Source organism: Hymenobacter rubripertinctus, from assembly GCF_003583925.1.
In the GTDB taxonomy this organism is placed as follows: domain Bacteria; phylum Bacteroidota; class Bacteroidia; order Cytophagales; family Hymenobacteraceae; genus Hymenobacter; species Hymenobacter rubripertinctus.
In genome coordinates this window covers 44,363-68,782 of record NZ_QYCN01000003.1, presented here as the reverse complement: position 1 = coordinate 68,782, position 24,420 = coordinate 44,363, and the positions used below count along the sequence as shown (strand labels likewise).

General features: G+C 62.5%; 19 protein-coding genes and 1 pseudogene. 8 read left to right on the top strand and 12 right to left on the bottom strand.

Features of this window, described 5'->3' with window-relative positions:
• Positions 1-57 precede the first annotated feature (57 nt).
• From D0T11_RS02460 to D0T11_RS02435, 6 genes are all read right to left on the bottom strand, one after another.
• Positions 58-696: a chemotaxis protein CheC gene (locus D0T11_RS02460; RefSeq protein ID WP_245990581.1), complete on the bottom strand. Its 639-nt coding sequence runs from the start codon at positions 694-696 to the stop codon at positions 58-60.
• A 58-nt stretch (positions 697-754) separates the two neighbouring features.
• Positions 755-2,389, bottom strand: coding sequence for a chemotaxis protein CheA (locus D0T11_RS02455; RefSeq protein WP_119654198.1), 1,635 nt, complete (start codon positions 2,387-2,389; stop codon positions 755-757).
• Complete coding sequence (locus D0T11_RS02450; protein ID WP_147374494.1) at positions 2,386-3,456, bottom strand: chemotaxis protein CheB; 1,071 nt, start codon at positions 3,454-3,456, stop codon at positions 2,386-2,388. Before D0T11_RS02450 ends, D0T11_RS02455 begins: the two co-directional genes overlap by 4 nt.
• Before the next feature lie 54 nt (positions 3,457-3,510).
• A complete protein-coding gene (locus D0T11_RS02445) occupies positions 3,511-3,894 on the bottom strand; it encodes a response regulator (RefSeq protein ID WP_119654196.1) in 384 nt (127 codons plus the stop codon).
• Between the two features lie 51 nt (positions 3,895-3,945).
• Positions 3,946-4,473 (bottom strand): chemotaxis protein CheW, encoded by a 528-nt coding sequence (locus D0T11_RS02440; RefSeq protein WP_119654195.1) that lies wholly within the window; start codon positions 4,471-4,473, stop codon positions 3,946-3,948.
• Between the two features lie 67 nt (positions 4,474-4,540).
• Complete coding sequence (locus D0T11_RS02435) at positions 4,541-8,887, bottom strand: HAMP domain-containing protein (protein ID WP_182888210.1); 4,347 nt, start codon at positions 8,885-8,887, stop codon at positions 4,541-4,543.
• Between the two features lie 332 nt (positions 8,888-9,219).
• On the opposite strand from D0T11_RS02435, the gene topA reads away from it, so the two are divergent.
• The 3 genes from topA to D0T11_RS02420 all read left to right on the top strand — a co-directional run bounded on the left by topA (position 9,220) and on the right by D0T11_RS02420 (position 13,612).
• Positions 9,220-11,724, top strand: a complete 2,505-nt coding sequence (gene topA / locus D0T11_RS02430) for a type I DNA topoisomerase (RefSeq protein WP_119654194.1) — start codon at positions 9,220-9,222, stop codon at positions 11,722-11,724.
• A gap of 130 nt (positions 11,725-11,854) precedes the next feature.
• The gene (locus tag D0T11_RS02425) at positions 11,855-12,760 is read left to right on the top strand and encodes a DUF4846 domain-containing protein (RefSeq protein WP_220473693.1); all 906 of its coding nucleotides are present in this window, start codon (positions 11,855-11,857) and stop codon (positions 12,758-12,760) included.
• Between the two features lie 156 nt (positions 12,761-12,916).
• On the top strand, positions 12,917-13,612 hold the full coding sequence (locus D0T11_RS02420) for an SIR2 family NAD-dependent protein deacylase (protein ID WP_119654193.1): 696 nt from the start codon (positions 12,917-12,919) through the stop codon (positions 13,610-13,612).
• Between the two features lie 429 nt (positions 13,613-14,041).
• Here the strand turns inward: D0T11_RS02420 and D0T11_RS02415 are convergent, their stop codons facing one another.
• Together D0T11_RS02415 and D0T11_RS02410 are read right to left on the bottom strand one after the other, a co-directional pair.
• Entirely contained in the window at positions 14,042-14,587 is a 546-nt protein-coding gene (locus D0T11_RS02415) for a hypothetical protein (RefSeq protein ID WP_147374493.1), read from the bottom strand.
• 51 nt (positions 14,588-14,638) lie between these two features.
• Positions 14,639-15,433 (bottom strand): M48 family metallopeptidase, encoded by a 795-nt coding sequence (locus D0T11_RS02410; RefSeq protein ID WP_119654191.1) that lies wholly within the window; start codon positions 15,431-15,433, stop codon positions 14,639-14,641.
• Between the two features lie 354 nt (positions 15,434-15,787).
• Here D0T11_RS02410 and D0T11_RS02405 point away from each other — a divergent pair, with 354 nt between their 5' ends.
• Both D0T11_RS02405 and D0T11_RS02400 read left to right on the top strand, forming a co-directional pair.
• Entirely contained in the window at positions 15,788-16,402 is a 615-nt protein-coding gene (locus D0T11_RS02405; RefSeq protein WP_119654190.1) for a fumarylacetoacetate hydrolase family protein, read from the top strand.
• 76 nt (positions 16,403-16,478) lie between these two features.
• Positions 16,479-18,509 carry a M23 family metallopeptidase gene (locus tag D0T11_RS02400; RefSeq protein WP_119654189.1) on the top strand — a complete coding sequence of 677 codons (2,031 nt, stop codon included), beginning with the start codon at positions 16,479-16,481 and terminating at the stop codon, positions 18,507-18,509.
• A gap of 114 nt (positions 18,510-18,623) precedes the next feature.
• Here the strand turns inward: D0T11_RS02400 and D0T11_RS02395 are convergent, their stop codons facing one another.
• From D0T11_RS02395 to D0T11_RS02380, 4 genes are all read right to left on the bottom strand, one after another.
• Positions 18,624-19,295, bottom strand: coding sequence for a response regulator transcription factor (locus D0T11_RS02395; RefSeq protein ID WP_119654188.1), 672 nt, complete (start codon positions 19,293-19,295; stop codon positions 18,624-18,626).
• 4 nt (positions 19,296-19,299) lie between these two features.
• Entirely contained in the window at positions 19,300-20,145 is an 846-nt protein-coding gene (locus tag D0T11_RS02390; protein WP_119654187.1) for a sensor histidine kinase, read from the bottom strand.
• Entirely contained in the window at positions 20,124-20,786 is a 663-nt protein-coding gene (locus tag D0T11_RS02385; RefSeq protein ID WP_119654186.1) for a hypothetical protein, read from the bottom strand. The genes D0T11_RS02390 and D0T11_RS02385 overlap by 22 nt, the downstream gene beginning before the upstream one ends.
• A 156-nt stretch (positions 20,787-20,942) precedes the next feature.
• Entirely contained in the window at positions 20,943-21,668 is a 726-nt protein-coding gene (locus D0T11_RS02380; RefSeq protein ID WP_147374492.1) for a hypothetical protein, read from the bottom strand.
• A 395-nt stretch (positions 21,669-22,063) separates the two neighbouring features.
• Between D0T11_RS02380 and D0T11_RS23005 the strand changes: the two are divergent.
• From D0T11_RS23005 to D0T11_RS02370, 3 genes and pseudogenes are all read left to right on the top strand, one after another.
• Positions 22,064-22,609 (top strand): annotated as a pseudogene (locus tag D0T11_RS23005) (lipocalin family protein); the annotation flags it as partial.
• A 171-nt stretch (positions 22,610-22,780) separates the two neighbouring features.
• Positions 22,781-23,230 (top strand): thioredoxin-dependent thiol peroxidase, encoded by a 450-nt coding sequence (gene bcp, locus D0T11_RS23000; RefSeq protein ID WP_245990588.1) that lies wholly within the window; start codon positions 22,781-22,783, stop codon positions 23,228-23,230.
• A 255-nt stretch (positions 23,231-23,485) separates the two neighbouring features.
• A complete protein-coding gene (locus D0T11_RS02370; RefSeq protein WP_119654183.1) occupies positions 23,486-24,376 on the top strand; it encodes a transketolase in 891 nt (296 codons plus the stop codon).
• Positions 24,377-24,420: the final 44 nt, after the last annotated feature.

Here is a 24,420-nt window from a genome sequence, read left to right as displayed (position 1 = left end):
TTACCGGCGTGGGGGCCGCTGCCGGGAGTGGTCCCGCGACAGGGAGGCGCCGCAAACTTACGAACCGAGTTGCTGGCCGCCCATAAAATCGTAGGTCCGGATGATGTCAATAATCTTTTCAAACGTTTCGCGGTCGAAGAAAATCATCAGCGGTAGCTCCACCGAGTTCTCTTTGTCGGAGAACTGGGTGATAACCGAAAAGATGAGCGGCTGCACCATCGGATGGTCCAGGAGCAGGCTTTTGAGGGCGGCGGCCATGTCGCCGCTCGGGTGCACGGGCGGGGCCCCGTAAATCTGGGCCTTCAGGATGTTGGCCAACTGCGTGACCAGAGCGCCGGTGATGATGTTGCTGATTTCCAGCAGCAGCGACTCCTGCATTTCATCAATGTCGATGGAATCGGAGGTGCTCATGCGCAGGCACACCCGCGAGAGGCGCTGCACGTGCTGGCCGGAGAAGAACAACAGGGTGGTTCCGTTAAAATCGCCCCGGATATCGGACTGAATGACCACGTGTCCGGTTTGCAGGTCGCGCACTTTTTCCAGCACGTTTTGCCCCGATACAATATCCAGATTAGGCACCTCCAGCAGCACCTTCTCCTGGGCGATAACCGCGAATGAATCGGCGGCGCGAGCCAGCCCGATATTCAGGATTTCGCGGATGATATCCCGCTCCAGTTCCGTCATGTGCAAATCCATACGAGTCAGTTGAAAGGGCAAACGACTAAAGCCGCAGCCAGGGTCAGCGATACGAAAGTTAGGGCCGTTTGGCTAAAAACAGCCGGGTCAGCGCGGGCACGTCGAGCACCAGGCATACCTGCCCGCTGCCCAGCAGCGTCACGCCACCAAACAAATCAATGGTATCCAGCGGTTTACTCATGGGTTTCACCACGATATCCTGCTGGCGCAAAAAGCGGTCGACGATCAGGCCGAGCCGCCGGTTGTTGTAGTTCACGATGATGATATCCTGCCGACCCGTCAGGTCGGTTTTCTGGGCGGGAGACAGCGGACCGTCGCCGTTGTGCAGCAGGCGGCGCAAGGACACGACGGGCACATTCTCGTCCTGAATCCGGGTCATCAGCAGGCCGCCCACCACGTTGAAGCTCTCGGGCAGCAACGACACCACCGAGTCGGTGTGCATGAGGGGAATGGCGTAGTTGCGGTTTTCCAGCTCGAAGAGCAGGGCACCCTTCACGGCGATGGAAGTAGGCAGCACCAGCGTAAAGGTGGTTCCTTCCCCCAGCACTGAGGCCACGCGCAGCTGCCCGCCGAGCGAGTCGATGGCCAGCTTCACCACATCAAGGCCTACGCCCCGGCCCGATATTTCAGTCACCTCCTTGGCCATCGAAAAGCCGGGCTCAAATAGGAAGGCCCGCACCGCGTCGTCGTTGAGGCCGGCCGCGCCCTGCGCACTCACCAGGCCGCGCTCCACGGCCTTGCGGCGCACGCTGGCCACATTGATGCCCCGGCCATCATCCTTCACCTGCACCAGCACGTCGTCGCGCTCGGCCTGGGCCGATAAAGTCAGGTGGCCCTGGGCCGGCTTGCCGGCTGCCACCCGTTCGGCCGGCGTTTCGAGGCCGTGACCGATGGCGTTGCGCACGAGGTGGAGCAGGGCGTCGGTGATAATCTGGAGGATGTTGCGGTCAATCTGAATATCCTCCCCGGTCATGGTCAGTTCTACGTCCTTCTGCTCGGTCGTGGCCACGTCGCGCACCACGCGCGGAAACTTGCTGAACAAGGAGCCCACCCCTACCAGGCGGGCATCCATCACGCTGTACTGGAGCTCATCGGCAATGCGCGCGAGGTGAGCGGCGGCCGTGGCCAGGGCCGGATTACCGATTTCCTTGCTCAGGGTCAGAATCCGGTCCCGGTCTATGATCAGCTCCCCTACCAGGTTCATCAGGTGGTCGAGCTTGCGCACCTGGATGTATACCAGGTCCGAGAGTTCGAGCTTGCGGCTGACGTCTTCGTCGTCGTCCTGCTCCTCGTCCTCCAGGTTGGGTTCCTCGCCCTTCACCAGCCGATCGAGGTTGTCCATGAGGCGGTTGACCGCGGGCAGTTCCTCGTTCTCGCCCACGGCCCGGATCATCTCACCAATGGTATCGATGCCACTAAACAGCACGGGCACCACGCTGCCGGTAAAGGTTTTCTCCTTATCCCGGATCAGGCCAAAAATGGTTTCCATATGGTGAGCCACTTCCCCGATGGGGTTGTAGCCCATCGCCCGGGCGTTCGATTTGAGGTTGTGCATGAGCCGGAACAGCTCCCGCAGGGCTTCCGAATCGGCCGGGTCGCGCTCCAGCTCGCTGATATGGCGGCTCATGGCGTTGTAATACTCCAACGCCTCAGCCATAAAAATCTCCCGATACTCCTGCTCCCGCGATTTCATTGTGCCAGGGCCTTTGAAAAGCGGGAAAAAACGGTAGCGGCTACCAACGGGACAGGCCGTTGCACATGGCGCACCAAATACTCGGCCACATCGGCAAGGGGTAGTACAGCACTGGCATGGCCGGCCTGAATCACTGATTTGGGCATACTGAAGACAACCGAGGATGCCTCGTTCTGCACCACAACGGTACCCCCCAGCTGCCGGATGGCGCGGGCTCCGGCCGTGCCATCCTGGCCCAGCCCCGTCAGCACCACCCCCACTACCTGGCGGCCCGCCAGCCGGGCTACCGACTCCATCAGCATATCAACTGACGGTACGTCGAGGCTGGCCCCACTTGCGAAGTCAGTCTGCCAGCCCAGCCAGGGTCCTTCCGCTACCGGGCGCACCACCAGGTTGTGGCCGCCCGGGGCCACCAGCACGCGGCCCGCCTCAAGGCGGGCACCACTGCTTGCCGCGGCCACCGGCAACGTCGTTGCCCGCCGCAACCGGTCGACCAGCGAGCCGGTGAAGTGCACGGGCAGATGCACGGCCACGAGCACGGCCCAGGGGAAGTTGGCCGGCAACATCGTCAGGATTCTCTCCACCGCCGGCGCGCCCCCCGTCGAGCCTCCGATAACCACGATGCCCCGCGGGGGCAGTGGTACCGTCAGGCTGCGAACCGGCACGTTTATGCTGGGCTCGGGCCGGGCCGCCGCCAGTTTGGCTTTGGCTTGCCGGCACCATTCCCACAACTCCGGACCGCCGGTTGGGGCCGGCGGCAGGTAGCCGTACACGCCCAGGCTTTTCACCTGGCGCAGCATGCCCGGCAGAGGCGGGCTGGTGCTGTAGAGTAGCACGGGCACCGGATACTGCCGGTGCAACTGCTCCAGCCCCAGCAGCTGATCCTCGCTCACCACTACTACCCCGGGACGCAGGCGGCGGGCCAGCACGGGCAGTTCCGCTGTGCCGGCGGCCGGGCCCACCAATTCCAGGGAGGAATCGGTGCGCGGGAGCCGGCTCAGGATGGCCCGCACCGGAGCGGGCAGGTTACCGAGCAGAAAGGTAAGAGCGGGAGAAATTGAAGGCACGGGTAGGATAAAACGCGAGGTGAAGCGGGCCGCCGGAGTCCGGGGAGCGAACGGCTACGCTTGGTCGGAGGAGGCGTCTTGCAGGGCCGAACCAACGATTTCGAGCACCTTTTCCTCGGAGAAAGGCTTTACGATATAGGCCGTTGCGCCGCTTTCCAGTGCCTCGCTCACAATTACTTCCTGGCCCACGGCGGAGCACATCACCACCTTCACGTCGGGCTGTTCCTGGCGGATGCCTTTGAGCACGTCGAGGCCCGTGTTGTCGGGCAGAATCACGTCCAGCGTAATCAGGTCAGGGCGGGTAGCGGTAGCCATTTCCAGGGCCTGCTGGCCGTTGGCGGCTTCGCCAACTACTTCATAGCCGGCATCGGTGAGCATATTCTTAAGCATCGTACGCATGTAGAAAGAGTCGTCGACGATGAGGATGCGGTTTTTCATGAGGAGTGCAAAAAGCAGAATGAAGTGATGTAGCTGGACAGTACCAACAGATTAGGACTTTGTACGGCTGTCGGCAGCGGAAGATGTTGCTTTTGTCTGCAACTGCATGATTTCGGTCGGCGTGAGCAGTTTCAGCATGTCGAGCACCACGATAATACGGGGGCCGATTTTCGCGATGCCCTCAATGTATTTGTCGTGAATGTTCACATCCTGAATGAATTCGGGGGCTTTCTCAATAACCGACTGAGCAATTGAGAGCGGCTGCGGCACTTCCCGCACCATAATGCCGATCGTGTATTCCTTGGCCTCAATGGCCATGGTATAGGACACGGCTGGCATGGGCTGATCGGCCGCGCGCAGGTTGAAGCGTTCTTCCAGGTCGATGACGGCAATAATGTCGCCGCGCAGATTGGCGATGCCCTTCACGAAGGCAGGTGTTTTGGGCATCCGGGCAATATCGGGCGTGATGGTCACCTCCTTCACCTGCTCAATCCGGATGCCGTACTCCTCCTGCCCCAGCCGAAAAACAATCAGCTGGATAATGGGGTCCTGTTTGGCTATTTTTTCAGATTCAGGCATGCCTGTCATACGAGTGCGCTACGGCGGCCCGCCCGAAGGCCGGTCCGTATTCGGGAACGAAGGAAGATTACTTGGTTTTGCCTTTGGCGGCTTTGCTCTTACCGGTAGTACTTGGCTCGGGCGTTTTGGCCGCAGGGGGCGTTTTGCGGCCCGAACGCTTGACGGCCGCCTTCTCCGGGTTGCTTGCCGGGGCGGGCGCCGCTGCTGGCTGGCGAACTGTTCGGCGGGCTTTGCCGGCGGCCTGACGAGCGGTAGACGCGGCTGGTTTGGCGGCTTCGGCCGGCTCGGCCTTGGCTGCCGGGGCCGGCGTAGCGCGGCGCGTCAGGCGGCGGCGGATGGGCTCGGGTTCGGGCTCGGGTTCGAGGTCTTCCATGAGCTGGAAGGCCGAGAGGCCCAGCTGCAGGTCGTCGGCAATGTTGGTCAGGTTCTGGCTGCTGGTGGTCAGCTCCTGCATGCTGGTGGAGAGCTGCTTGGCTGTGCTGGCTACCTGCTGGGTGCCGGAGGCCGTCTGCTCGGCAATGGCCACCACTTCCTCCACGTATTTGACCACGTCGCCGATACTCGTTTTCTGAATTTCGGTGGCCGTGAGAATGTCGCGGCTGGTGCGCAGGGTTTCGCCCGAGCTGGTGGCAATGTTCTTGAAGGCCGAGCTGGCCTCGAAGGTGGCGTTCTTGCCTTTCAGTACCCGGCCTTCCATGGTGCTGATGGCGGTGGCGGCGGAGGTAGTGTCCTTGCGCACATCTTCTACCAGCGTAGCAATTTCGCTGGCCGATTTGCGGGAGCCCTCGGCCAGTTTGCGGATTTCTTCGGCTACTACCGCGAAACCCCGACCAGCTTCCCCGGCCCGGGCGGCCTCAATGGCGGCGTTCAGGGCCAGCAGGTTGGTCTGGGAAGCAATGTCGGTAATCACGCCCAGCGACTTGCTGATTTCGCCCGAACGGGTGCTCAGTACTTCGATGGTTTTGGAGGTCTGGGCGGCGGCGCTGCTGATTTCCTCCATGTTCTTCACTACTTCGGCCACCGTTTTGAGGCCGAGCTGGGAGGTCTGTTCGCCCAGGATAGCCGCCTTGATGCCCACATCGGCCTTGCCGGCGGTTTCCTTGGTGGCCTGCATGATTTCCTCAATCAGCTTGAAGGCCTGATCGGTCTTGAGGGCCTGATTCTGGGCTCCTTCGGCCATTTGCTGCATGGCCAGGGCCACGTCCACCGTTACCCGGCTCATCTCCTGGCCTTTCACCACCATCTCCTCCGACGACTCACCCACAATCTGCGACGACTCGTTGATTTCGCCCAGCAGCTCGTTGAGGTTGTCGACGGCGATGTTCAGCGCATCGGCCATGGCCCGGATGTCGCCGGTGGTTTCAATTTCCACCTGCTGTTGCAGGTCACCTTCCGAAATGGCCCGTACTACCCGGCTCACTTCGAGCACCGGCGAGGCAATGGATTCGATGAGGGCGTTGAGCGTGTCCACCAATTCCTTCCAGGAGCCCGATACGTCGGTTACGGTGGCCCGCTCGGTGAGCTTGCCATCGACGCCGGCCACCTTGGCTACCCGGCTTACTTCCACGGCCAGGCGGTTGAGGTCGTCCACCATCCGGTTGATGGTTTCGGCCAGCTCGGCCACTTCGCCCTGGGCATCAAGGGTGAGCTTCTGGGTCAGGTCGCCCTGCGAAACGGCGGTTACCACTTTCACCAGCCCCCGCACCTGGGTGGTGAGGTTGGCGGCCATCGTGTTCACATTATCCGTCAGGTCCTTCCACACCCCGCTCACGTTGGGCACGTTGGCCTGGCCGCCAAGGCGGCCTTCGGTGCCCACTTCCTGGGCCACCCGGGTTACCTCGCCGGCAAACACGTTGAGCGAGTCCACCATCTGGTTGATATTGTCCTTGAGGTCGAGCAGTTCGCCCTTCACGTCCACAGACACCTTCTGGCTCAGGTCGCCGCGGGCTACGGCGGAGGTTACGTTGGCAATGTCGCGCACCTGGCTGGTGAGCGAGGCGGCCATGAAGTTCACGTTGTCGGTCAGGTCCTTCCAGGTACCGCGCACGTTGGGTACCACGGCCTGGCCGCCGAGGCGGCCTTCGGTGCCCACTTCGCGGGCCACCCGGGTTACTTCGTCGCCGAAGGTGTTGAGCGAGTCCACCATCTGGTTGAGGTTTTCCTTGAGCTGGAATAGCTCGCCTTTCACGTCAACGGATACTTTCTGACTCAGGTCGCCTTTGGCTACGGCCGTGGCCACGTTAGCAATGTCGCGCACCTGACTCGTCAGGTTGGAGGCCATTGTGTTTACGTTGTCCGTGAGGTCTTTCCAGGTGCCCGACACGCTCGGCACATTGGCCTGGCCGCCCAGAATACCTTCCGTGCCCACTTCGCGGGCCACCCGGGTTACTTCGCCGGCGAAGATGTTGAGCGAGTCCACCATCTGGTTGAGGATGTTTTTGAGGTCGAGAATCTCGCCTTTCACATCCACCGTCATCTTCTGGGTCAGGTCGCCCTTGGCGACGGCCGTAGCCACACTGGCAATATCGCGCACCTGGCTCGTCAGGTTCGAGGCCATCGTGTTCACGTTGTCGGTCAGCTCCTTCCAGGTGCCGCCCACCCGGGGTACCGAGGCCTGACCGCCGAGGCGGCCCTCCGTACCCACTTCGCGGGCCACCCGGGTTACTTCGTCGCCGAAGATGTTGAGCGAGTCCACCATCTGGTTGAGGATGTCCTTGAGCTCCAGGATTTCGCCCTTCACGTTCACGGTCATCTTCTGGCTCAAATCGCCCTTGGCAACGGCCGTAGCCACGCTGGCAATATCGCGCACCTGACTCGTCAGGTTGCTGGCCATGTTGTTCACGTTGTCGGTCAGGTCCTTCCACACGCCGGCCACGTTGGGCACACTCGCCTGCCCGCCCAGCTTGCCCTCCGTACCCACTTCCAGCGCCACGCGGGTTACTTCGCCCGCAAACAGGTTGAGCGAGTCCACCATCTGGTTCAGGTTCTGCTTCAGATCCAGCAGTTCCCCTTTCACGTCCACGGTAATCTTCTGGCTCAAATCGCCCTTGGCCACGGCCGTAGCCACGTTGGCAATGTCGCGCACCTGACTCGTCAGGTTGCTGGCCATGTAGTTCACGTTGTCGGTCAGGTCCTTCCACACGCCGGCCACGTTGGGCACACTCGCCTGCCCGCCCAGCTTGCCCTCCGTACCCACTTCCAGGGCCACCCGGGTTACTTCGCCCGCAAACAGGTTGAGCGAGTCCACCATCTGGTTCAGGTTCTGCTTGAGTTGCAGCAGCTCGCCCTTCACGTCCACGGTAATCTTCTGGCTCAAATCGCCCTTGGCAACGGCCGTAGCCACGTTGGCAATATCGCGCACCTGGCTCGTCAGGTTGCTGGCCATGTAGTTCACGTTGTCGGTCAGGTCCTTCCAGATACCGGCCACGTTGGGCACACTCGCCTGCCCACCCAGCTTGCCCTCCGTACCCACTTCCTGGGCCACCCGGGTTACTTCGCCGGCAAACAGGTTGAGCGAGTCCACCATCTGGTTCAGGTTCTGCTTGAGTTGCAGCAGCTCGCCCTTCACGTCCACGGTAATCTTCTGGCTCAAATCGCCCTTGGCAACGGCCGTGGCCACGTTGGCAATGTCGCGCACCTGACTCGTCAGGTTGCTGGCCATATAGTTCACGTTGTCGGTCAGGTCCTTCCAGATACCGGCCACGTTGGGCACACTCGCCTGCCCGCCCAGCTTGCCCTCCGTACCTACTTCCTGGGCCACCCGGGTTACTTCGCCGGCAAACAGGTTGAGGTTGTCAATGGTCTTGTTGATGGTTTCGGCCATCACCTTGAAGTCGCCCGACACCGGAATCTGGAACGTTTCGTCCAGGTTTCCTTTGCTGATATTCTTGAGCACTTTGCCCACCTCCAGCACCGGCACGGCAATACTGTCGACCAGGCCGTTGATGTTGTTGATCATGTCGCGCCAGAAACCGGCGGCATTCTCGCCCGAGGCCCGGGCTTTCAGGTTGCCTTCCACCCCGGCCACCTTCGAAATGCGCGACACCTCGCCCCCCACGCCCGCAATCATGTCCACCATGGAGTTGTAGGCCTCGGCAATTTCGGCGAAGATGTCGTCGTTCTGCTTGGTCAGCCGCACCGATACGTCGCCTTTTTTGAAGGCATCGAGGGCATAGAGCACCCGGTTGAGCTGGTCGTTGATGTAATCCGCATCCTGGGTGCTGGCCCGGCCGGTATTCACCGTCCCGCTTTTGCGGGTGTGGTTGCCGCTGGCCCGGTTGAGGCGCGAAGCAGTGCTGGGGCTGGCGGCACTGCTGGTAGCAGCGGCGGCAGTCGAAGCGGAAGCAGTGGGGGCGGTGGCCACCGGAGCAGCCGAGGCCGGACGGGTGGTTTTGGGCGTCTTTGCTGAAGCCATAAACGAGTAAGGGTGGCGAAGCCCGCGCAGGGAAGGCAGTGCACGAATGGAACTTCCGGGAGTGGAGTTCCAGGACTGACAAAGGTAGCAGAACTGCCCATTTGGCCGCTATGCAGGCACAAATCCTGTTAAAAAAGAATAACTACCCGGAAATGAACGGCTTGACCGGTCCGCAGGCAGCTGCTGCTCTTATCTGGCAGAGGAGTTTGCCGACTATCTGCTAACCTTGCTGTTATAAGGCCGGATTATTCCAGCATCTTTGCGGCAAAATTCAACTTTTGCGCTGCCCCGCCCGTTTCCTATTGAAACCTGCTTAGCGTCCCCCCACCCCTATGGTCAAAAATTTAGTCATCGTCGAATCACCTGCCAAGGCCAAAACCATTGAAGGCTACCTCGGCAAGGACTTCGTGGTGCGGTCCTCATTCGGCCACGTCCGCGACCTGCCCAAGGATAATAATGCCATTGATGTTGCCAACGGTTTCAAGCCTACTTACGTCGTTTCGCCCGATAAGCGGGAGATAATCAATCAGCTGAAGAAACTCGCCAAAGAAGCCGAAGTGGTGTGGCTGGCCAGTGACGATGACCGCGAGGGCGAAGCCATCAGCTGGCACCTGTCGGAAACGCTGAACCTGACCGGCGGGGGCAAAACGCGCCGCATCGTGTTCCGCGAAATCACCAAGAGCGCCATTCTCAAGGCCATCGAAAGCCCCCGGGAAATTGATCTGAACCTGGTAAACGCCCAGCAGGCCCGGCGCGTGCTCGACCGGCTGGTGGGTTTCGAGCTGAGCCCGGTGCTCTGGAAAAAAGTAAAAGCCGGCCTTTCGGCCGGCCGCGTGCAGAGCGTGGCCGTGCGCCTGGTAGTGGAGCGGGAGCGGGAAATCAATAGCTTCACCACCACCTCGGCCTACCGCATTGTAGCCCGCTTCGATGCCGGCCGCGGGGCGGTGCTGGAAGCCGAACTGCCTATCCGCTACAAGACCCACGAAGAGGCCGAAGCCTTCCTGGCCCGCTGCGTAGGGGCCGATTACCGCATTGGAAACCTGGAGAAGAAGCCCGGCAAGCGCAGCCCCGCGCCGCCCTTTACCACCTCCACGCTCCAGCAGGAAGCCTCGCGCAAACTGGGCTTCTCGGTGGCCCAGACGATGAGTGTGGCCCAGAAACTCTACGAAGCCGGCCGCATCAGCTACATGCGGACCGACTCGCTGAACCTGTCGGAGGATGCCATTGCCGCCGCCAAGGACGCTATTACGGCCGCTTATGGCGCGGAATACGCCCACACCCGCCACTTCAAAACCAAGTCGGCCTCGGCCCAGGAGGCCCACGAGGCCATCCGCCCCACCGATTTCACTTTGCTCAAAGCCGGCTCCGACTCCCAGGAACAGCGCCTCTACGATTTGATCCGCAAGCGGGCCATGGCCTCGCAGATGGCCGATGCGGTGGTTGAGCGCACCGTGGCTACCATTGGCATCAGCACCCAGCCGGGAGTAACGCTCACGGCCAGTGGTGAGGTTATCACGTTTGAGGGCTTTCTGAAAGCATATACCGAAAGCAAGGACGACGACGATGAGGACCAGGACGAAGCGGCCGAATCGTCGTTTTCGCGGGGGCTGCCGCCCCTGAGTGTGGGCCAGCTGTTGCCCTTGCAGCTGCTGCGCGCCACCCAGCGGTTCGCCTCGCCACCGGCCCGTTTCACCGAAGCATCACTGGTGAAGAAGCTGGAGGAAATGGGCATCGGCCGGCCCTCAACCTACGCTCCCACCATCAGCACGATTCAGAAGCGCGGCTACGTGGAAAAAGACACCCGGGAGGGCAAAGAGCGCAATTTTTACGTGCTCACGCTCAACGGCAGCCAGGTAGAAACCGAGCTCAAAAGCGAAACCTACGGGGCCGAAAAAGCCAAGCTCTTCCCCACCGATACAGCCATGGTGGTGAACGATTTTCTGGTGGAGCACTTCCCGACCATCGTAGACTTCCAGTTCACGGCCAAGGTAGAAGACGAGTTCGACCGCATTGCCGACGGCCTCGACAACTGGACCGATATGCTGACCGGCTTCTATGCCCCTTTCCACAAAACCGTGGAGCTGGGCCAGGACATTGAGCGCAGCACGCTGGGCAGCACCCGCGAAATCGGGCTGCACCCCGAAACTGGCCAGAAGCTCACCGCCCGCCTCGGCCGCTACGGCCCCTACGTGCAGATTGAGCCCCTGGAAGGCGCCCCCGAGGAAGAGAAACCCGTGTATGCCAGCCTCCGCAAGGGGCAGTTCATTGAGAACATCACCCTGGAAGAGGCACTGGATCTGTTCAAGCTGCCGCGCATCGTGGGCCAGTTCGAGGACAAGGACATGACCGCCGCGCTGGGTCGTTTCGGGCCTTATATCCGTCACGAAAGCAAGTTCTACTCCCTTAAAAAGGAGCAGGATCCGCACGTCATCACGGCCCAGGAAGGCATTGAGCTGATTGAGGCCAAGCGCAAGGCCGACGCCGAGCGGCTCATCAAGTCGTTCCCCGAGAATGCCGACATTCAGGTGCTCAACGGCCGTTTTGGCCCCTACATTGTGGCGGGCAAGAAGAACGTGAAGATTCCGAAGGGTGAGGAGCCGACCGAGCTGACCCTGGAGCGCTGCCTGGAACTGGCCGAGGCCACTCCCGACAAACCCGCCCGTGGGGGCCGCTTCGGCAAGAAAGCTGCTCCCGAAGCCCCGGAAAAATCAGATACGCCGGCCAAAAAAACGGCGGCCAAGAAGGCCCCGGCGAAGAAACCCGCCGCCAAGAAGGCCCCGGCGAAAAAGGCAGCTGGCACCACGGCCAAGAAAGCCACCGGCAAAGCCAAACCGTAACCGGCTTCCCATTCTTTTGAAAAGCTCCGACTGCCAGAGTCGGAGCTTTTTTTATGTTTGCGGCTTCTTGAAATATCCGGCGCATTCTTGCGTTGTGCGCTTACCATACGCTCGCCTGACTGTACTGTTTATGAACCACACTATGCTGCTGCTGCTGCTGCCCGCTTTGTTGTGCTGCGCCGAAGCGCCCGCCACCGCCGAATGGCCCGCAACCCCGCCGCTCCAAGCCCCGGCCGTTACTTCCGCGCCGGCCCCCAGCCGCTACGCCTGGCTACCGAAGGGCCGCTACCTGCCGGCCCAGACGGTGGCGGCCCGGTTCGCGCCGCCTGCCGGCTACCAGCGGGTGGCTGTGGCGGAGGGCTCGTTCGGGCAGTGGCTGCGGTTTCTGCCACTGCTGCCGGCCGGCACACCCGTAACGCTCTACAACGGCCAGCCCAAAGACCGCCAGGATGTGCACGCCGCCGTGCTCGACCTCGATGTGGGCAGCCGCGACCTGCAACAGTGCGCCGATGCCGTAATCCGGCTCCGGGCCGAGTACCTGTTCAGCCAGAACCCCGATCAGGTCCACTTCCACCTCACCAGCGGCGACGACATCGGGTTTCGGGCCTGGTATTCCGGCACCGGCTTCCGGGTAACGGGCAACGACGTACGGCCCACACCCCGGCCCGCCGAGGCCCCCACCCACGCCAGTCTCCGCCGCTACCTCGACCAAATTTTCACCTACGCCGGTACCCTCTCCTTGAGCAAGGAACTCCAGCCCACGCCCCTGGCCCGGGTGCAACCCGGCGACGTGCTGATTCGGGGCGGCTCGCCGGGCCACGCCGTGCTGGTGCTCGATGTGGCCACCCAGCCCCGCACCGGCCGCCGGGTGGCCCTGCTGGCCCAGAGCTACATGCCCGCCCAGCAGATGCACGTGCTCCAGAACGTCTGGGATGAAACCGGCCTCGGCGCCTGGTTCTACCTCGACCCCGCCGCAGACCGCGTCTCAACCCCGGAATGGACGTTTCGCAGCACTGAGCTCGGCCGGTTCGAGTAACCCTCATCCCGACAAAACAGGCATCCGGGGCAGCCCGTTAGACAAGAATTTTCACCAGCTTGCCCCCCAATTCTTCCTTCATTGGAACAACAGGGCCTGAGTAGCTTTGCCTTTTAATATTAACCGGGGCGAAGCGACGCTCTATCCTACCTTCCCATGAAAAAAATAGTAGCCCTGACCGGAGCAGGCATTTCGGCGGAAAGCGGGCTGGCCACATTCCGGGCCTCGGATGGGCTCTGGGAAAACCACCGCATTGAGGACGTAGCCACGCCCGAGGGCTGGGCCAAAGACCCGGCCCTGGTGCTTGACTTTTACAATCAGCGCCGGGCTGCCGCCCGGGCCGCCCGGCCCAACGCCGGCCACCGTGCCCTGGCGGCGCTGGAAGACCAGTTCGAAGTCGTCGTCATCACCCAGAATGTGGACGATTTGCACGAGCGGGCCGGCTCCTCGCGGGTGCTGCACCTGCACGGCAAACTGCTGGAAAGCCGCAGCAGCCGCTACGAGAGCCTGGTGTACCCGATGAGCTCGGACCGGATCGAGTTGGGCGAACTATGCGAACGGGGGCATCAGCTGCGGCCCAACATTGTGTGGTTCGGGGAGGCCGTGCCCCTGATGGAGCAGGCCATGCGCGAAGCTGCTACCGCCGACGTGCTGCTGGTTATCGGGACGTCGTTGCAGGTGTACCCGGCCGCCGGCCTCGTCGATTACGTGCCCCGTGCCACCCCCGTTTATATCATCGACCCCGGCCGGCCCCCGCTTGCCAGCCGCTCCCGCCTGCACTTCATCACCGAACCCGCCACCACCGGCGTGCCCCGGGTAGCGGCGGAATTGCGGGCGTTACGGGCGCGTTAGCGGTTGCTGGCCCGCCCGGCCGCCCGTCTGGAGCCCACCGATTAATCAGACCGTCGATTAGTCAGACCACTGATCAACGCAGCCCCAGCAGCAAGCCCCGGACGGCATTGCCCGGCCGTACGATCCGGCACCTGCCGCCCCACCGCACTCACCACCAACTGCCGGTAATTCAGCTGCCAACTCATACCTGGTGGCTACTGCCGTGAATACAGAAAAGGCCCGCCGATTGGCAGGCCTTGCTGGTGGTGGCACGGACTTCAGTCCGTAGCCCGATTCGTGGTAGTGCAGCGGGGGCTACGGACTGCCGCTGGCGCTACTGTGGTTGCTTCTGCGGAGCCGGCCCCGGTTTGGGCCGGCGCTTATCGGTGGTGATGAGCAGGGCCAGGGCCGTGAGCGAGAGGCGCAGAATCCATTTGCGGCTGAGCATTGCTAGCGGCGGGGGAAGAAAGCGTTGTTGGTCTCCACGCGCAGGTCGCAGCGGCTGCCGCCGGTGTTTTCCTCGCAGGAAGTGCCCACGATTTCGTTGCGCTCGAAGTTAAAAAAGCAGAACGTGCAGCCCACGCTGGTGATGATGTAGCGCGGGGCGTTGGAGTTCAGGTAGAGGCTGTTGTCGGACGAGGTTTGCAGGGGCAGGGCCATGGCCCGGAACATGCCGTTGCGCAGGCCCATGCCCACCATGTAGTACACGGGCTTGTCTTTGGGCGTTTCCTGGACTTTGCGGATAATGGTTTTGTTGATGGACGTGCCATCACCAAACTGCCGGGTGAAGGCTCCGGCCAGCTGGTCCTTGGGCACCAGGTAGCGCACTTTTCCGTCCGTTACGTCGGCCACCTGGGTGCTGGTGGCTTCCAGCTGCCGCCGGTTCAGCGCGTCCGGGTCGTTGGTGGGCGAGCTGACTTCCGGGAAACCCCGCTTGGTCGTTTCGCAGGCAGTCAGCCCGCCCAGCACTAGAGCGCCACCCGCGAGGGGAGCCAAAATAAAACGCGAGAACCGGTTCATCATCCAATATAAAGAGAAGCCTCCCACTTAGCGGGCCTTGTAGTATTTGCGAGCCTCGGGCAGCTCGCGCTGAATGCTGGCAATACGCGTGCCGTTGGAGGGGTGAGTGGAGAGAAACTCAGGCGGGGAGGCCTGATTTTCCCGCGCATCCATCCGCTGCCAGAAGTCCACTGCGCCGTCGGGGTTGTAGCCGGCCATGGCCATAAAGATGAGGCCCAGGTGGTCGGCTTCCGACTCCTGGCTGCGGCCGTACTTGAGCAGGCCCAGCGAGGAGCCCAGACCTACGGCCTGCAAAAACGCGCCCTGGGTTCCCGTCGGGTTCTGCCCTACGGCCGTCGACAGTACGCCGCCCAGCCCCTGGGCGGCCATCTGCTGGCTCATGCGCTCGGAGCTATGGCGGGCCACAGCGTGGGCAATTTCGTGGCCCATCACTACGGCCAGGCCGTTTTCGTCCTGGGTAATGGGCAGGATACCGGTATAGACGGCCGTTTTGCCCCCGGGCATGGCCCAGGCATTCTCCTGCTTATCCTGAATCAGGTTGAACTCCCAGGCGTAGCCTTCGAGCTGGGCCGACTGGTTCTGCTGGCGGAAATAGGTTTCCACGGCCTGCTGCACCCGCTGACCCACGCGCTTGACCATGGCGGCCTGGTTGCCGCTGTTCACGACCTGGCTGCCGGCCAGCACTTTCTGGTACTCCTGCGCGGCCATCTGGTTCATTTCGGTATCCGAGACGAGGCTGAGCTGACGGCGGCCGGTGATGGGAACCGTGGAGCAGGCGGCGGCCACGAACAGGCTACCGGCCAACATGAATTTCTTGAGCATGGGAAGAAAACTGAGGAGAGGAAATCGCAAAAGCGCCCGGAGCCGGCGGGCAACGGTTGTGCTCTGCTGGTTGCCTATACGTCGGCAGACGGGCAAAATGTTTGCTTTGTGCCCCCGCCGCCCGAAAAGCCGGTGGTTTTCGTGCCGGCGGCCCACGAATTACCCCTACTTTTGGGGAACGGGTACGGGATGAATGAGGCAAGCGCTGTCGGGCCGTGCCGGGCGAGGGACGTTGTAGCCCCTGCTGTATTGCCAAGCGGTTTGGTGAGGGCACGGATAACGTTGTTCGCCCCGCGTCGCCTGACAAAAGATGACCCCAGCATTCCAAGCCCCCAAGACGCTAAGACTCCCACTATGAAAATCCTTTGCATCGGCCGCAACTACGCGGAGCATATTGCCGAACTCCAGAACGAAACGCCCACCGACCCGGTCATTTTCGCCAAACCCGATACGGCCCTGCTCCAGCGCAACCAGCCGTTTTTTATGCCCGATTTCTCCCAGGACATCCACCACGAGATTGAGCTGGTGCTGCGCGTGTGCAAAAACGGCAAGAACATCGAGGAGAAGTTCGCTCCCTCCTACTTCGACGCCATCGGACTGGGCATTGATTTTACGGCCCGCGACCTGCAAAGCCAGCTCAAGAGCAAGGGCCTGCCCTGGGAGCTGGCCAAGGGCTTCGACGGCTCGGCTCCCATCTCCCAGGAGTTCAAGCCAGTACATGGTTTTGCCGACCTGAATAACATCGACTTCCGCCTGGCCGTGAACGGCGAGGTGCGCCAGCAGGGCAATTCGGGCCTGATGCTGCATAATTTCAACAAAATCATCAGCTACATCTCCCGCTTCATTACCCTCAAAATGGGCGACCTGATTTTCACCGGCACGCCCAGCGGCGTAGGGCCGGTCACAGTCGGCGACCAGCTCACGGGCTTTATCGGCGAGGAGAAGTTGTTGGACCTGGCCGTGAAGTAAACGGACCCTAAGCCGTGAGCACTATGCGGCCGGTTGACGTCGTTGACTGGCCGCTGGCCTCTCAAATTTTTCCTGCATGTTTGATTTTCTGATTACCCGGCCGCGCCGCCTGTTGGGCGTGGCGTGGCCGTTTTTGCTGCTGATGGGCTTGCAGCCCTCCGCCTGCCAGAGCCAGCAGGCGGCCCCCACGGTGGAGCAAACGCCGGGGGCCGCCCCCGAAGATGTGCCCCCCGGACCCACTAAGGCCTCCTCTATTCCGGTCGTGGCCCCGGGCTATTTTCTGTTTCCGATCAAGCCGGGCCAGCAGAACTTCCTGGCCGGCAGCATGGGCGAGCTGCGCCCCAACCACTTCCACGGCGGCCTCGATATCAAGACCGACGGCCGGGTGGATCTGCCGGTGCACGCCTCGGCCGACGGCTACATTTCGCGCCTCAAGCAGAGCAGCTTCGGCTACGGCAACGTGCTCTACATCACCCACCCCAACGGCCTGACCACCGTGTACGGCCACCTGAACCACTTCAAGGGGGCCGCCGCCGAGGAGCTGCGCCGCCGCCAGTACGCCAAAAAATCCTACGAGCTGGAGCTGTTTTTTGAGCCCCAACAGTTTCCCGTGAAGCGCGGCGAGGTGGTGGCGCTGTCGGGCAACACCGGCGGCTCGGTAGGCCCGCACGTGCACTGGGAAGTGCGCACCGCCCAGGACCACCAGCTCAACCCCTTGCAGTGGGGTGGCTTCCCCGAAATTCAGGACCACGTGGCCCCCGTGGTGCAGGCGTTTGCCGTGGAAGCGCTCGGGATTGAGTCGCGGGTGGAAGGACGCTTCGGCAAGAGTACCTTCGTGCCCAAGGCCCCGCTGGCCGACGGCAGCTACGCCTGGGCCGATACCATTGGCGCGGCCGGCACGGTGGGCCTGCTGGTGCAGGGATTCGACCGGTTTGATCAGGTGTGGAACAAGAACGGGTTTCAGCGGGTGGAGGTACTGGTAAACAACCGGCCGCTCTACCAGCACGTCGTGGACGATATTCCTTTTCCCGAGGGTTCGCGCCAGATCAACCGCCACGTAGACTACGAGTGGCGGGCCATGCAGGGCCGGCAGCTGGAAAAGCTGTTTCTCGACGACGGCACCGACCTGAGCATGTACACCACCGGCCCCGAAAAAGGCAAGCTGCGGGTGGAGCCCGGCCAGGTGTACAACGTGGAAGTGCGCCTGAGCGACTCCTACGGCAATACCACGCCCCTGCGCTTCGTGCTGCGGGGCGAGCAAGCGGCCTACTTCAAAACCCGCTCGGCGGCCGTAAAAGCGCCCGCCCTGCGCTACGACGTGAGCCGCAACCTGCTGGTGATAACCGCCCCCGACCCCGACACAGCGGCCGTGGGCGGCCACGTAACGCTGGTGCGCGGCAACCGCCACCTCACGCTGCGCCCCAGCTACACCGACCAGAGCCAGAACGTGTACCTCTACGACCTGCGCGCCGGCCGCCCCGACTCCATCCGCTTCGGCCGCCTCCGCCAGCGCTTCAGCCGCGAGGCCCTGATTCCTTCGGGCCGGGAGTTCGGCTTTGCCACGGCCAACCTGAGCCTGGGCTTCGGGCCGAAAACGCTCTTCGACACGCTCTACCTGCAAACCAGCTACCAGCAGGGCCTCTGGACGGTGCACCTGCCCCGCACCCCGCTCTACGAGTCGCTGGCCCTCACGCTGCGACCCGAAACGCCGGTTACGGACCTGCGCCGCACGGCCATTTACAGCGTAACGGCCAAGGGTGGCCGGGGCTACGTGGGCGGCAAGTGGAACGAGGACGGCACCAGCATTACGGCCAACATTAAAACGTTCGGCCAGTTCCGCCTGCTCACCGACGTCGTGCCGCCCTCGGGCCGCCTGCTGAGCAAGGGCGCAGGCGGCGTGGTGTTTAAGGTAGGCGACGACCTCTCGGGCCTGGCCAGCTACCAGCTCGAAATCAACGGCCAGTTCCGCCTGCTGCGCTACGAGCACAAAAACGCCACCCTCTTCACCGAGCGCGACGACACCCTGGGGCCAACCCTGCGCGGCCCCGCCACCCTGCGCCTCACCGACCAGGCCGGCAACGAGAAGGTGATTCAGGTGGTGCTGTAGTCTTCGACCGCATCGGCACGAAAAGTCAGCGCCCCTCCTTGGTCAAGGAGGGGCGCTTTCGGTCTAACCGGCCACTACCCACAGCATCAGCAGCTGGTATGGGGGAGGCCGGGCCTACAGTTCAATAAAGCCGTGCTTGGCGGCGAAGATGACCAGGCCGGCCACGTTGGAGGCGCCCGTTTTTTCCAGCAGCTTCTGCCAGTGGCCTTCCACGGTACGGCGGCTGATGCAGAGCTCGTCGGCAATTTTGCTGGCCGTGAGGCCCTCGCAGATAAAGCGCAGCACCTCCTGCTCGCGGGGCGTAAACTGCGTCATGGCCGAAATTTCCATGACCGGCGGGGGCGTGGGGCGCTGGGCGTTGCGCATCAGGGCCCGCGAAATCCGGGGGGTGAAGTGGTAGCCGGTAGCCAGCACTTCCGTAATGGCGTCGGCCAGCTCGTCCTGGGTGGCATCCTTGGGCAGGTAGCTGCGGGCTCCCAGCTTCATCATCTGGGTCACAAACTTATCGGCCGAAAACATCGAGAGCACGATAATCTTCAGCTCCGGAAACTCCGCCAGCAGCAGCTCGGCGGCGGCCAGGCCATCGACGTTGGGCATCTGCAAATCGAGCAGCAAAATATCGGGGACCTGCTCGCGGCACTGGGCCAGCAGATCGGCAAACTCGCCCGCTTCGGTTACGCTGGCTACCCCGGGCAGGTCCTGCAAGATATGCCGCAGCCCCTGCCGGAACAGCGGATGGTCATCGAGCACGGCAAGGCGAATGGCGGGGGTAGCAGCAGCAGTCATGGCGTTACGGGTGGGGGGCGGCGACACTCAGTTCGATGGTGATGCGGGTTCCGGGACCCGTCTCAGGGCCGTGGTGCATGCACGCGTGCAGCATCCGGACCCGCACGGCAATATTACGCAGACCGTTGCCAAACGAAGCGGGCGAGCCGCCAGCGGACGGCAGCGGCGGCGGCGGGCGGAATCCGCAGCCATCATCCTCCACTTCCAGCCTCAGCACGGTGCCCTCCTGCCCCAGGCGCACGGCCAGGCGGGTAGCGCCCCGGGCGTGCCGGAGGGCATTGGCTACCAGTTCCTGGCAGATGCGGTAGAGGGCCAGCTCCCGGGCCAGGTCCAGGGATTGGTAGTAGCCCAGCGTGAGGGTGATGGGCACTTTGCCGGTTTCGTTGCACACGTCCGTCAGGTGCTGAATGGCTTCGGCCAGCCCGAACCGGGCCAGCACGGCCGGGTAGAGGCTGTGCGAAATACCGCGCACCTCCTGCACGGCGTTGGTCATCACCTCCTGAATCAGGGCCAGCAGCCGGGTGAACTCCTCCGGCGACGGGTTCTTGCCCAGCCGGTAAAGCAGCAGCTTGGCCGTGGATAAGGTGGAGCCGATTCCGTCGTGCAGCTCCTGCCCAATGTACTCCCGCTCGCCTTCCTGGGCGGCAATTACGGCCACCAACAGCTCCTGCTGGGCCAGCAGCAGCTCCTGCTGATGGGCGGCCTCCACGGTACGCAGGCGCAGCTGCTGCTGCAACAGGCGCTTCTGGTACACCATCAGAAATGCGAGCAGCCCGCCGCCCGCCAGCAGCATAAAGGCAATGCCCCCGTAGAGCAGCTGACCAAAGGTTACCTCTTCGGGGGAGCCCATAATGCCCGGCAGTAACAGAGGTACAAGACGATAAACAGCAGGGAATGCACGGCCCAGATGTTCATGTTCAGCTGCCGGGAATAGCGCAGCAGGTAGTTGCTGAACAAGGCAATCTGGAGGTAGCCCAGAAAGTAGATGCACAGGCCCGCCGACACCCAGAACATGGGCTCCTGCCACAGGCGGCGCACCTGCAGCTCGTGCAGCAGGCGGCGGAAGTAGAACCCCACCATGAGCAGAATCAGCACGCTCTGGATCACCTGCTGGCCCGGCCGGAACCGGGTCAGGGCCTGCACCCCCATACTATCGAGCACGAGGTAGCCGATAAAGCCGATAATCAGGGCCAGCATGAGGCGCGTGAACAACCGGGACTGCATAGTAGCCTGGTAGACCAGCCCGAGGATCAGCAGCTCCCCTACCGTGTAAATGGGCATCAAAAACAGGTTGTTGCGCTGCAACAGCAGCAGCACCAGCCCGAGGACGCCCATCGGCAGCAGGAAAAAGGCCACGCCCGCCGCCAGGTAGCGCAGGTTGGCGGGCAGGTGGCGAAAGTGAACCAGCCCGATAATGCTGGCCGCGAATACCGGCACCAGGGTCAGGCGCATCAAAATCTGCTGGAGGGGCAGATGCACGAATGTATCCATTCAACTAAGCAATAGGCGTTTTTCTAGCAGCAGGACTGATGAGCCGGGCGGCGGGTGCAGCACGGGGCCGCAACCAGCACGTTCGGCACACTCCTCCCACCAAAGGGAGCAGCGGGCCGAACGCGAAGGAGTACGAGCAGACGACTAGCCGGCACTTTAGAAACCGGGAGGGCAGGGCGTCGACATATCGTAGAAGGGCTCACTGCTGGTTTCTACTGCGCCCGCCTCGCCCGGCGTGGCGGGTTTGTAGAGGCGCAGCACCAGCCCGAACGTGTAGGTGGGCTTCGAGTAATGCAGGGCCGAGAAGTACTTGTGCAGGCCTAAACCCACCCGCAGCTCCTGGGCCCCGAAAGGCTGGGAGTTGAACAGCGGTTTCATGAAATCATCCACCGAGAAGGTGTAGCCCTGGAGCAAACCGTAGCTGTTGACGAACATTTCGGGCGTGAGCTCGCCGGCCTCGTTCCAGTATTCCAGCCACTTTTTCACCATATAATGGGGCACCTGCTCGGCCACTGTATTCATATCGGCCGCGTTGTCTGCGCCCAGCTGGGCCGGCTTCGGGGGTTTGGCCAGGTAGTAGGCCGAAATCCGGATGCCGCGCGCGTCCACCGCGTACAGGGCCAGCACGAAGCGGTCTTTCTGATCATTCCCGTCGCTCATCACCAGAAAACGCGCCTCAATATGGTGGCTTCCCACCGTCGATATCAGCCACCCGATATGCTCAATCGGGAAACTCACGTAGGGCATCCGCACCTCGTTGGCGCCCAGGAAGCACTGTTGCAGGTCGCCGGAGCTGCGCTTGGTCAGCACGTGCAGCCATTTGGCCGCATACCGGTCAAACTCTTCCTGTGAAATGGTTTCCAACCCAGACAATTCGTTCATGGCAATAAGGCAAGTAAGGTGAATGTGATGATGGGGAAGCGCGCGGGAGGCAAGCAATGAGCGGGAGGTAACTCCCTGGCCCAAGGTACCCCAAACTATTGAGGCCGCCTACCCGCAACAGGGGCACCGCCGCCGGGCAAGCTGCGCCGCAGCGCTGGTCGGCCAACTAAGCCGGCTATTCCGGCAGCTTGCTGCCGGTTGGGCCACGAGGAATACCTGGGCAAAGCACGCCTATTGGGCGGGCCGCTCTTAGCGTAGAAATACCCTTTTCGCGCTGCCCCGTATTTCTACCTGGTTTGCCCCGCAACGCGGGTACCGGGCCAGCCTGCCTGCACCACCCGCCCGTAAGCAGTAGGACCGGCTATTTTTTCGGCACCCTTATTTCCCTCCTTCCCATGCCCAACAATCTGCTCAAACGCCGCCAGCCGGTGCTGCTGGCCGCCGCCGCCGCCGTGGTTACCACCGGCGTAGCGGCCTACGCCTACGCCCGCCGCAGCATGCAGGCCGAGCTGCCCACCGTGGCCCACGTGGACTTGCACCGCTACGCCGGCCTCTGGTACGAGGTGGCCCGCCTGCCCACCCGCTTCGAGAAAGGCTGCCAGCACGTAACGGCCGAGTACACACTGCGCCCCGATGGCCGGGTGAGCGTGCTCAACACCTGCCACCAGGGCCGCCTCGGCGGCCCCGCCACCACGGCCCGGGCCACCGCCCGCGCCCTCGACGCCAGCAACGCCCGCCTCAAGGTGCAGTTTTTCTGGCCCTTCGAGGGCAACTACTGGATTCTGGCCCTCGACCACGCCGGCTACCGCCATGCCCTGGTGGGCGAGCCGGGCCGCAAAAACCTCTGGATTCTGAGCCGTACCCCTCACATGGAGCGCGCCCTCCGCGACCAGCTGGTAGCCCGCGGCCGGGAGCTGGGCTTCCCGGTGGAGCAGCTGATTTATACGCCGCAGCCGAGTCAGGTTGCCATAGTAGCATCAGCACGCGAAACTAGCTGGTTACCATTACAACGTCAGCACGCGAGATTCCTCGACTGCGCTCGGAATGACGGTCTTGCTATTTCGGTTACCTCCTCATTTTCCCACCTCACCATTTCACCTTACCTTCGGGGCATGGCAGTACCCCAAGCAGGCGAGCAGGCTCCGGCCTTCGCAGCGCCCGACCAGAACGGCACCCTCCACCGCCTTTCCGATTACCAGGGCCGCAAAGTAGCGCTCTACTTCTACCCCAAGGACAGCACCAGCGGCTGCACGGCCCAGGCCTGCGACCTGCGCGACCATTACCAGCAGCTGCTGGCGGCCGGCATTAAGGTGCTGGGCGTGAGCATCGATTCGGCCAAATCCCACCAGAAATTCATCGCCCAGCACGAGCTCCCCTTCCCCCTGCTCGTGGATGAGGAAAAAAAGCTGGTGCAGGACTATGGCGTGTGGCAGGAGAAATCCATGTACGGCCGCAAGTACATGGGCACCATGCGCTACACGTTTCTGATTGATGAGACGGGAAAAATCGAGAAGCTCATCACCAAAGTCGATACCAAGAACCACGCGGCTCAGCTGCTGTAAGGGCTTCAGGAGCCCCGCCTTCCGGCGGGGCTTTTTTACACCCTGTTTTTAGCTGTCAGCCGATAGCTATACCCTGCGCAAAGCAAAGTAGGGTGCGGGGCTTGTCGCCGCCCGCCATTGAACAGTGGCCGTACGAGTCGTTCAACGGCGGGCGGCGACAAGCCCCGCACCCTACTTCATGAAGCCTATATTAACTGGCAGCTCCAAAAAAGGGGTGCTTACCTTTGTCATCCTACCAAACTCCTAACCTACCGCATGGCCCAGTCGACCGCCTCCGAAACCCACGCCCCCGAAGCCACCAAATCGGTAGCCGAATTGCAGCAGATTGCCACCCAGGTGCGCCGCGACATCGTGCGCATGGTGCACGCCGTGAACTCGGGCCACCCCGGCGGCTCTCTGGGCTGCACCGAGCTGCTCGTGTCGCTCTACTTTAAGGTGATGCAGCACACGCCCGAGCCGTTCGACATGAATGGTATCGGCCAGGATCTGTTCTTCCTCTCGAACGGCCACATTTCGCCGGTGTTCTACTCGGTGCTGGCCCGCTCGGGCTACTTCCCGGTAAGCGAGCTGGCTACGTTCCGCAAGCTGAACTCGCGCCTCCAGGGCCACCCTGCCACGCACGAGCATTTGCCCGGCATCCGCATTGCCTCCGGCTCGCTCGGCCAGGGCTTGAGCGTGGCTACCGGCGCAGCCCAGGCCAAAAAGCTCAACGGCGACCAAAGCACGGTGTTCGTGCTCATGGGCGACGGCGAGCTGGAAGAAGGCCAGATCTGGGAAGCGGCCCTCTACGCCCCCCACCACAAAGTGGATAACCTGATGGCTTTCGTCGACCGCAACGGCCAGCAGATTGACGGCCCCACCGACAAAATCGGCGGCCTCGGCGACCTGCGCGCCAAGTTCGAGGCCTTCGGCTGGCGCGTGCTCGAAACCGACGGTAACCAGTTTGAAACCCTGCTCGCCACCATCAAGGAAGGCCAGGGCCTGCTCGGCCAGGGCGTGCCCGTGATGGTGCTCATGGATACCCAGATGGGCTTCGGCGTCGACTTCATGATGGGCTCCCACAAGTGGCACGGCGTGGCGCCGAACGACGAGCAGCTGGCCACCGCCCTCAAGCAGCTGGAAGTGGAAAAGGCGTCGGACTACTAATCACAGCGGTAAGAGAACGTCATGCTGAGCGCAGCGGAGTCGAA

Bases quoted from the DNA above. Each gene is read 5' to 3' on its own strand.
- D0T11_RS02460 (WP_245990581.1), bottom strand. From the start codon at position 696: ATGGATTTGCACATGACGGAACTGGAGCGGGATATCATCCGCGAAATC.
- D0T11_RS02455 (WP_119654198.1), bottom strand. From the start codon at position 2,389: ATGAAATCGCGGGAGCAGGAGTATCGGGAGATTTTTATGGCTGAGGCG.
- D0T11_RS02445 (WP_119654196.1), bottom strand. From the start codon at position 3,894: ATGAAAAACCGCATCCTCATCGTCGACGACTCTTTCTACATGCGTACG.
- D0T11_RS02440 (WP_119654195.1), bottom strand. From the start codon at position 4,473: ATGCCTGAATCTGAAAAAATAGCCAAACAGGACCCCATTATCCAGCTG.
- D0T11_RS02435 (WP_182888210.1), bottom strand. From the start codon at position 8,887: ATGGCTTCAGCAAAGACGCCCAAAACCACCCGTCCGGCCTCGGCTGCT.
- topA (WP_119654194.1), top strand. From the start codon at position 9,220: ATGGTCAAAAATTTAGTCATCGTCGAATCACCTGCCAAGGCCAAAACC.
- D0T11_RS02425 (WP_220473693.1), top strand. From the start codon at position 11,855: ATGAACCACACTATGCTGCTGCTGCTGCTGCCCGCTTTGTTGTGCTGC.
- D0T11_RS02420 (WP_119654193.1), top strand. From the start codon at position 12,917: ATGAAAAAAATAGTAGCCCTGACCGGAGCAGGCATTTCGGCGGAAAGC.
- D0T11_RS02410 (WP_119654191.1), bottom strand. From the start codon at position 15,433: ATGCTCAAGAAATTCATGTTGGCCGGTAGCCTGTTCGTGGCCGCCGCC.
- D0T11_RS02405 (WP_119654190.1), top strand. From the start codon at position 15,788: ATGAAAATCCTTTGCATCGGCCGCAACTACGCGGAGCATATTGCCGAA.
- D0T11_RS02400 (WP_119654189.1), top strand. From the start codon at position 16,479: ATGTTTGATTTTCTGATTACCCGGCCGCGCCGCCTGTTGGGCGTGGCG.
- D0T11_RS02395 (WP_119654188.1), bottom strand. From the start codon at position 19,295: ATGACTGCTGCTGCTACCCCCGCCATTCGCCTTGCCGTGCTCGATGAC.
- D0T11_RS02390 (WP_119654187.1), bottom strand. From the start codon at position 20,145: ATGGGCTCCCCCGAAGAGGTAACCTTTGGTCAGCTGCTCTACGGGGGC.
- D0T11_RS02385 (WP_119654186.1), bottom strand. From the start codon at position 20,786: ATGGATACATTCGTGCATCTGCCCCTCCAGCAGATTTTGATGCGCCTG.
- D0T11_RS02380 (WP_147374492.1), bottom strand. From the start codon at position 21,668: ATGAACGAATTGTCTGGGTTGGAAACCATTTCACAGGAAGAGTTTGAC.
- bcp (WP_245990588.1), top strand. From the start codon at position 22,781: ATGGCAGTACCCCAAGCAGGCGAGCAGGCTCCGGCCTTCGCAGCGCCC.
- D0T11_RS02370 (WP_119654183.1), top strand. From the start codon at position 23,486: ATGGCCCAGTCGACCGCCTCCGAAACCCACGCCCCCGAAGCCACCAAA.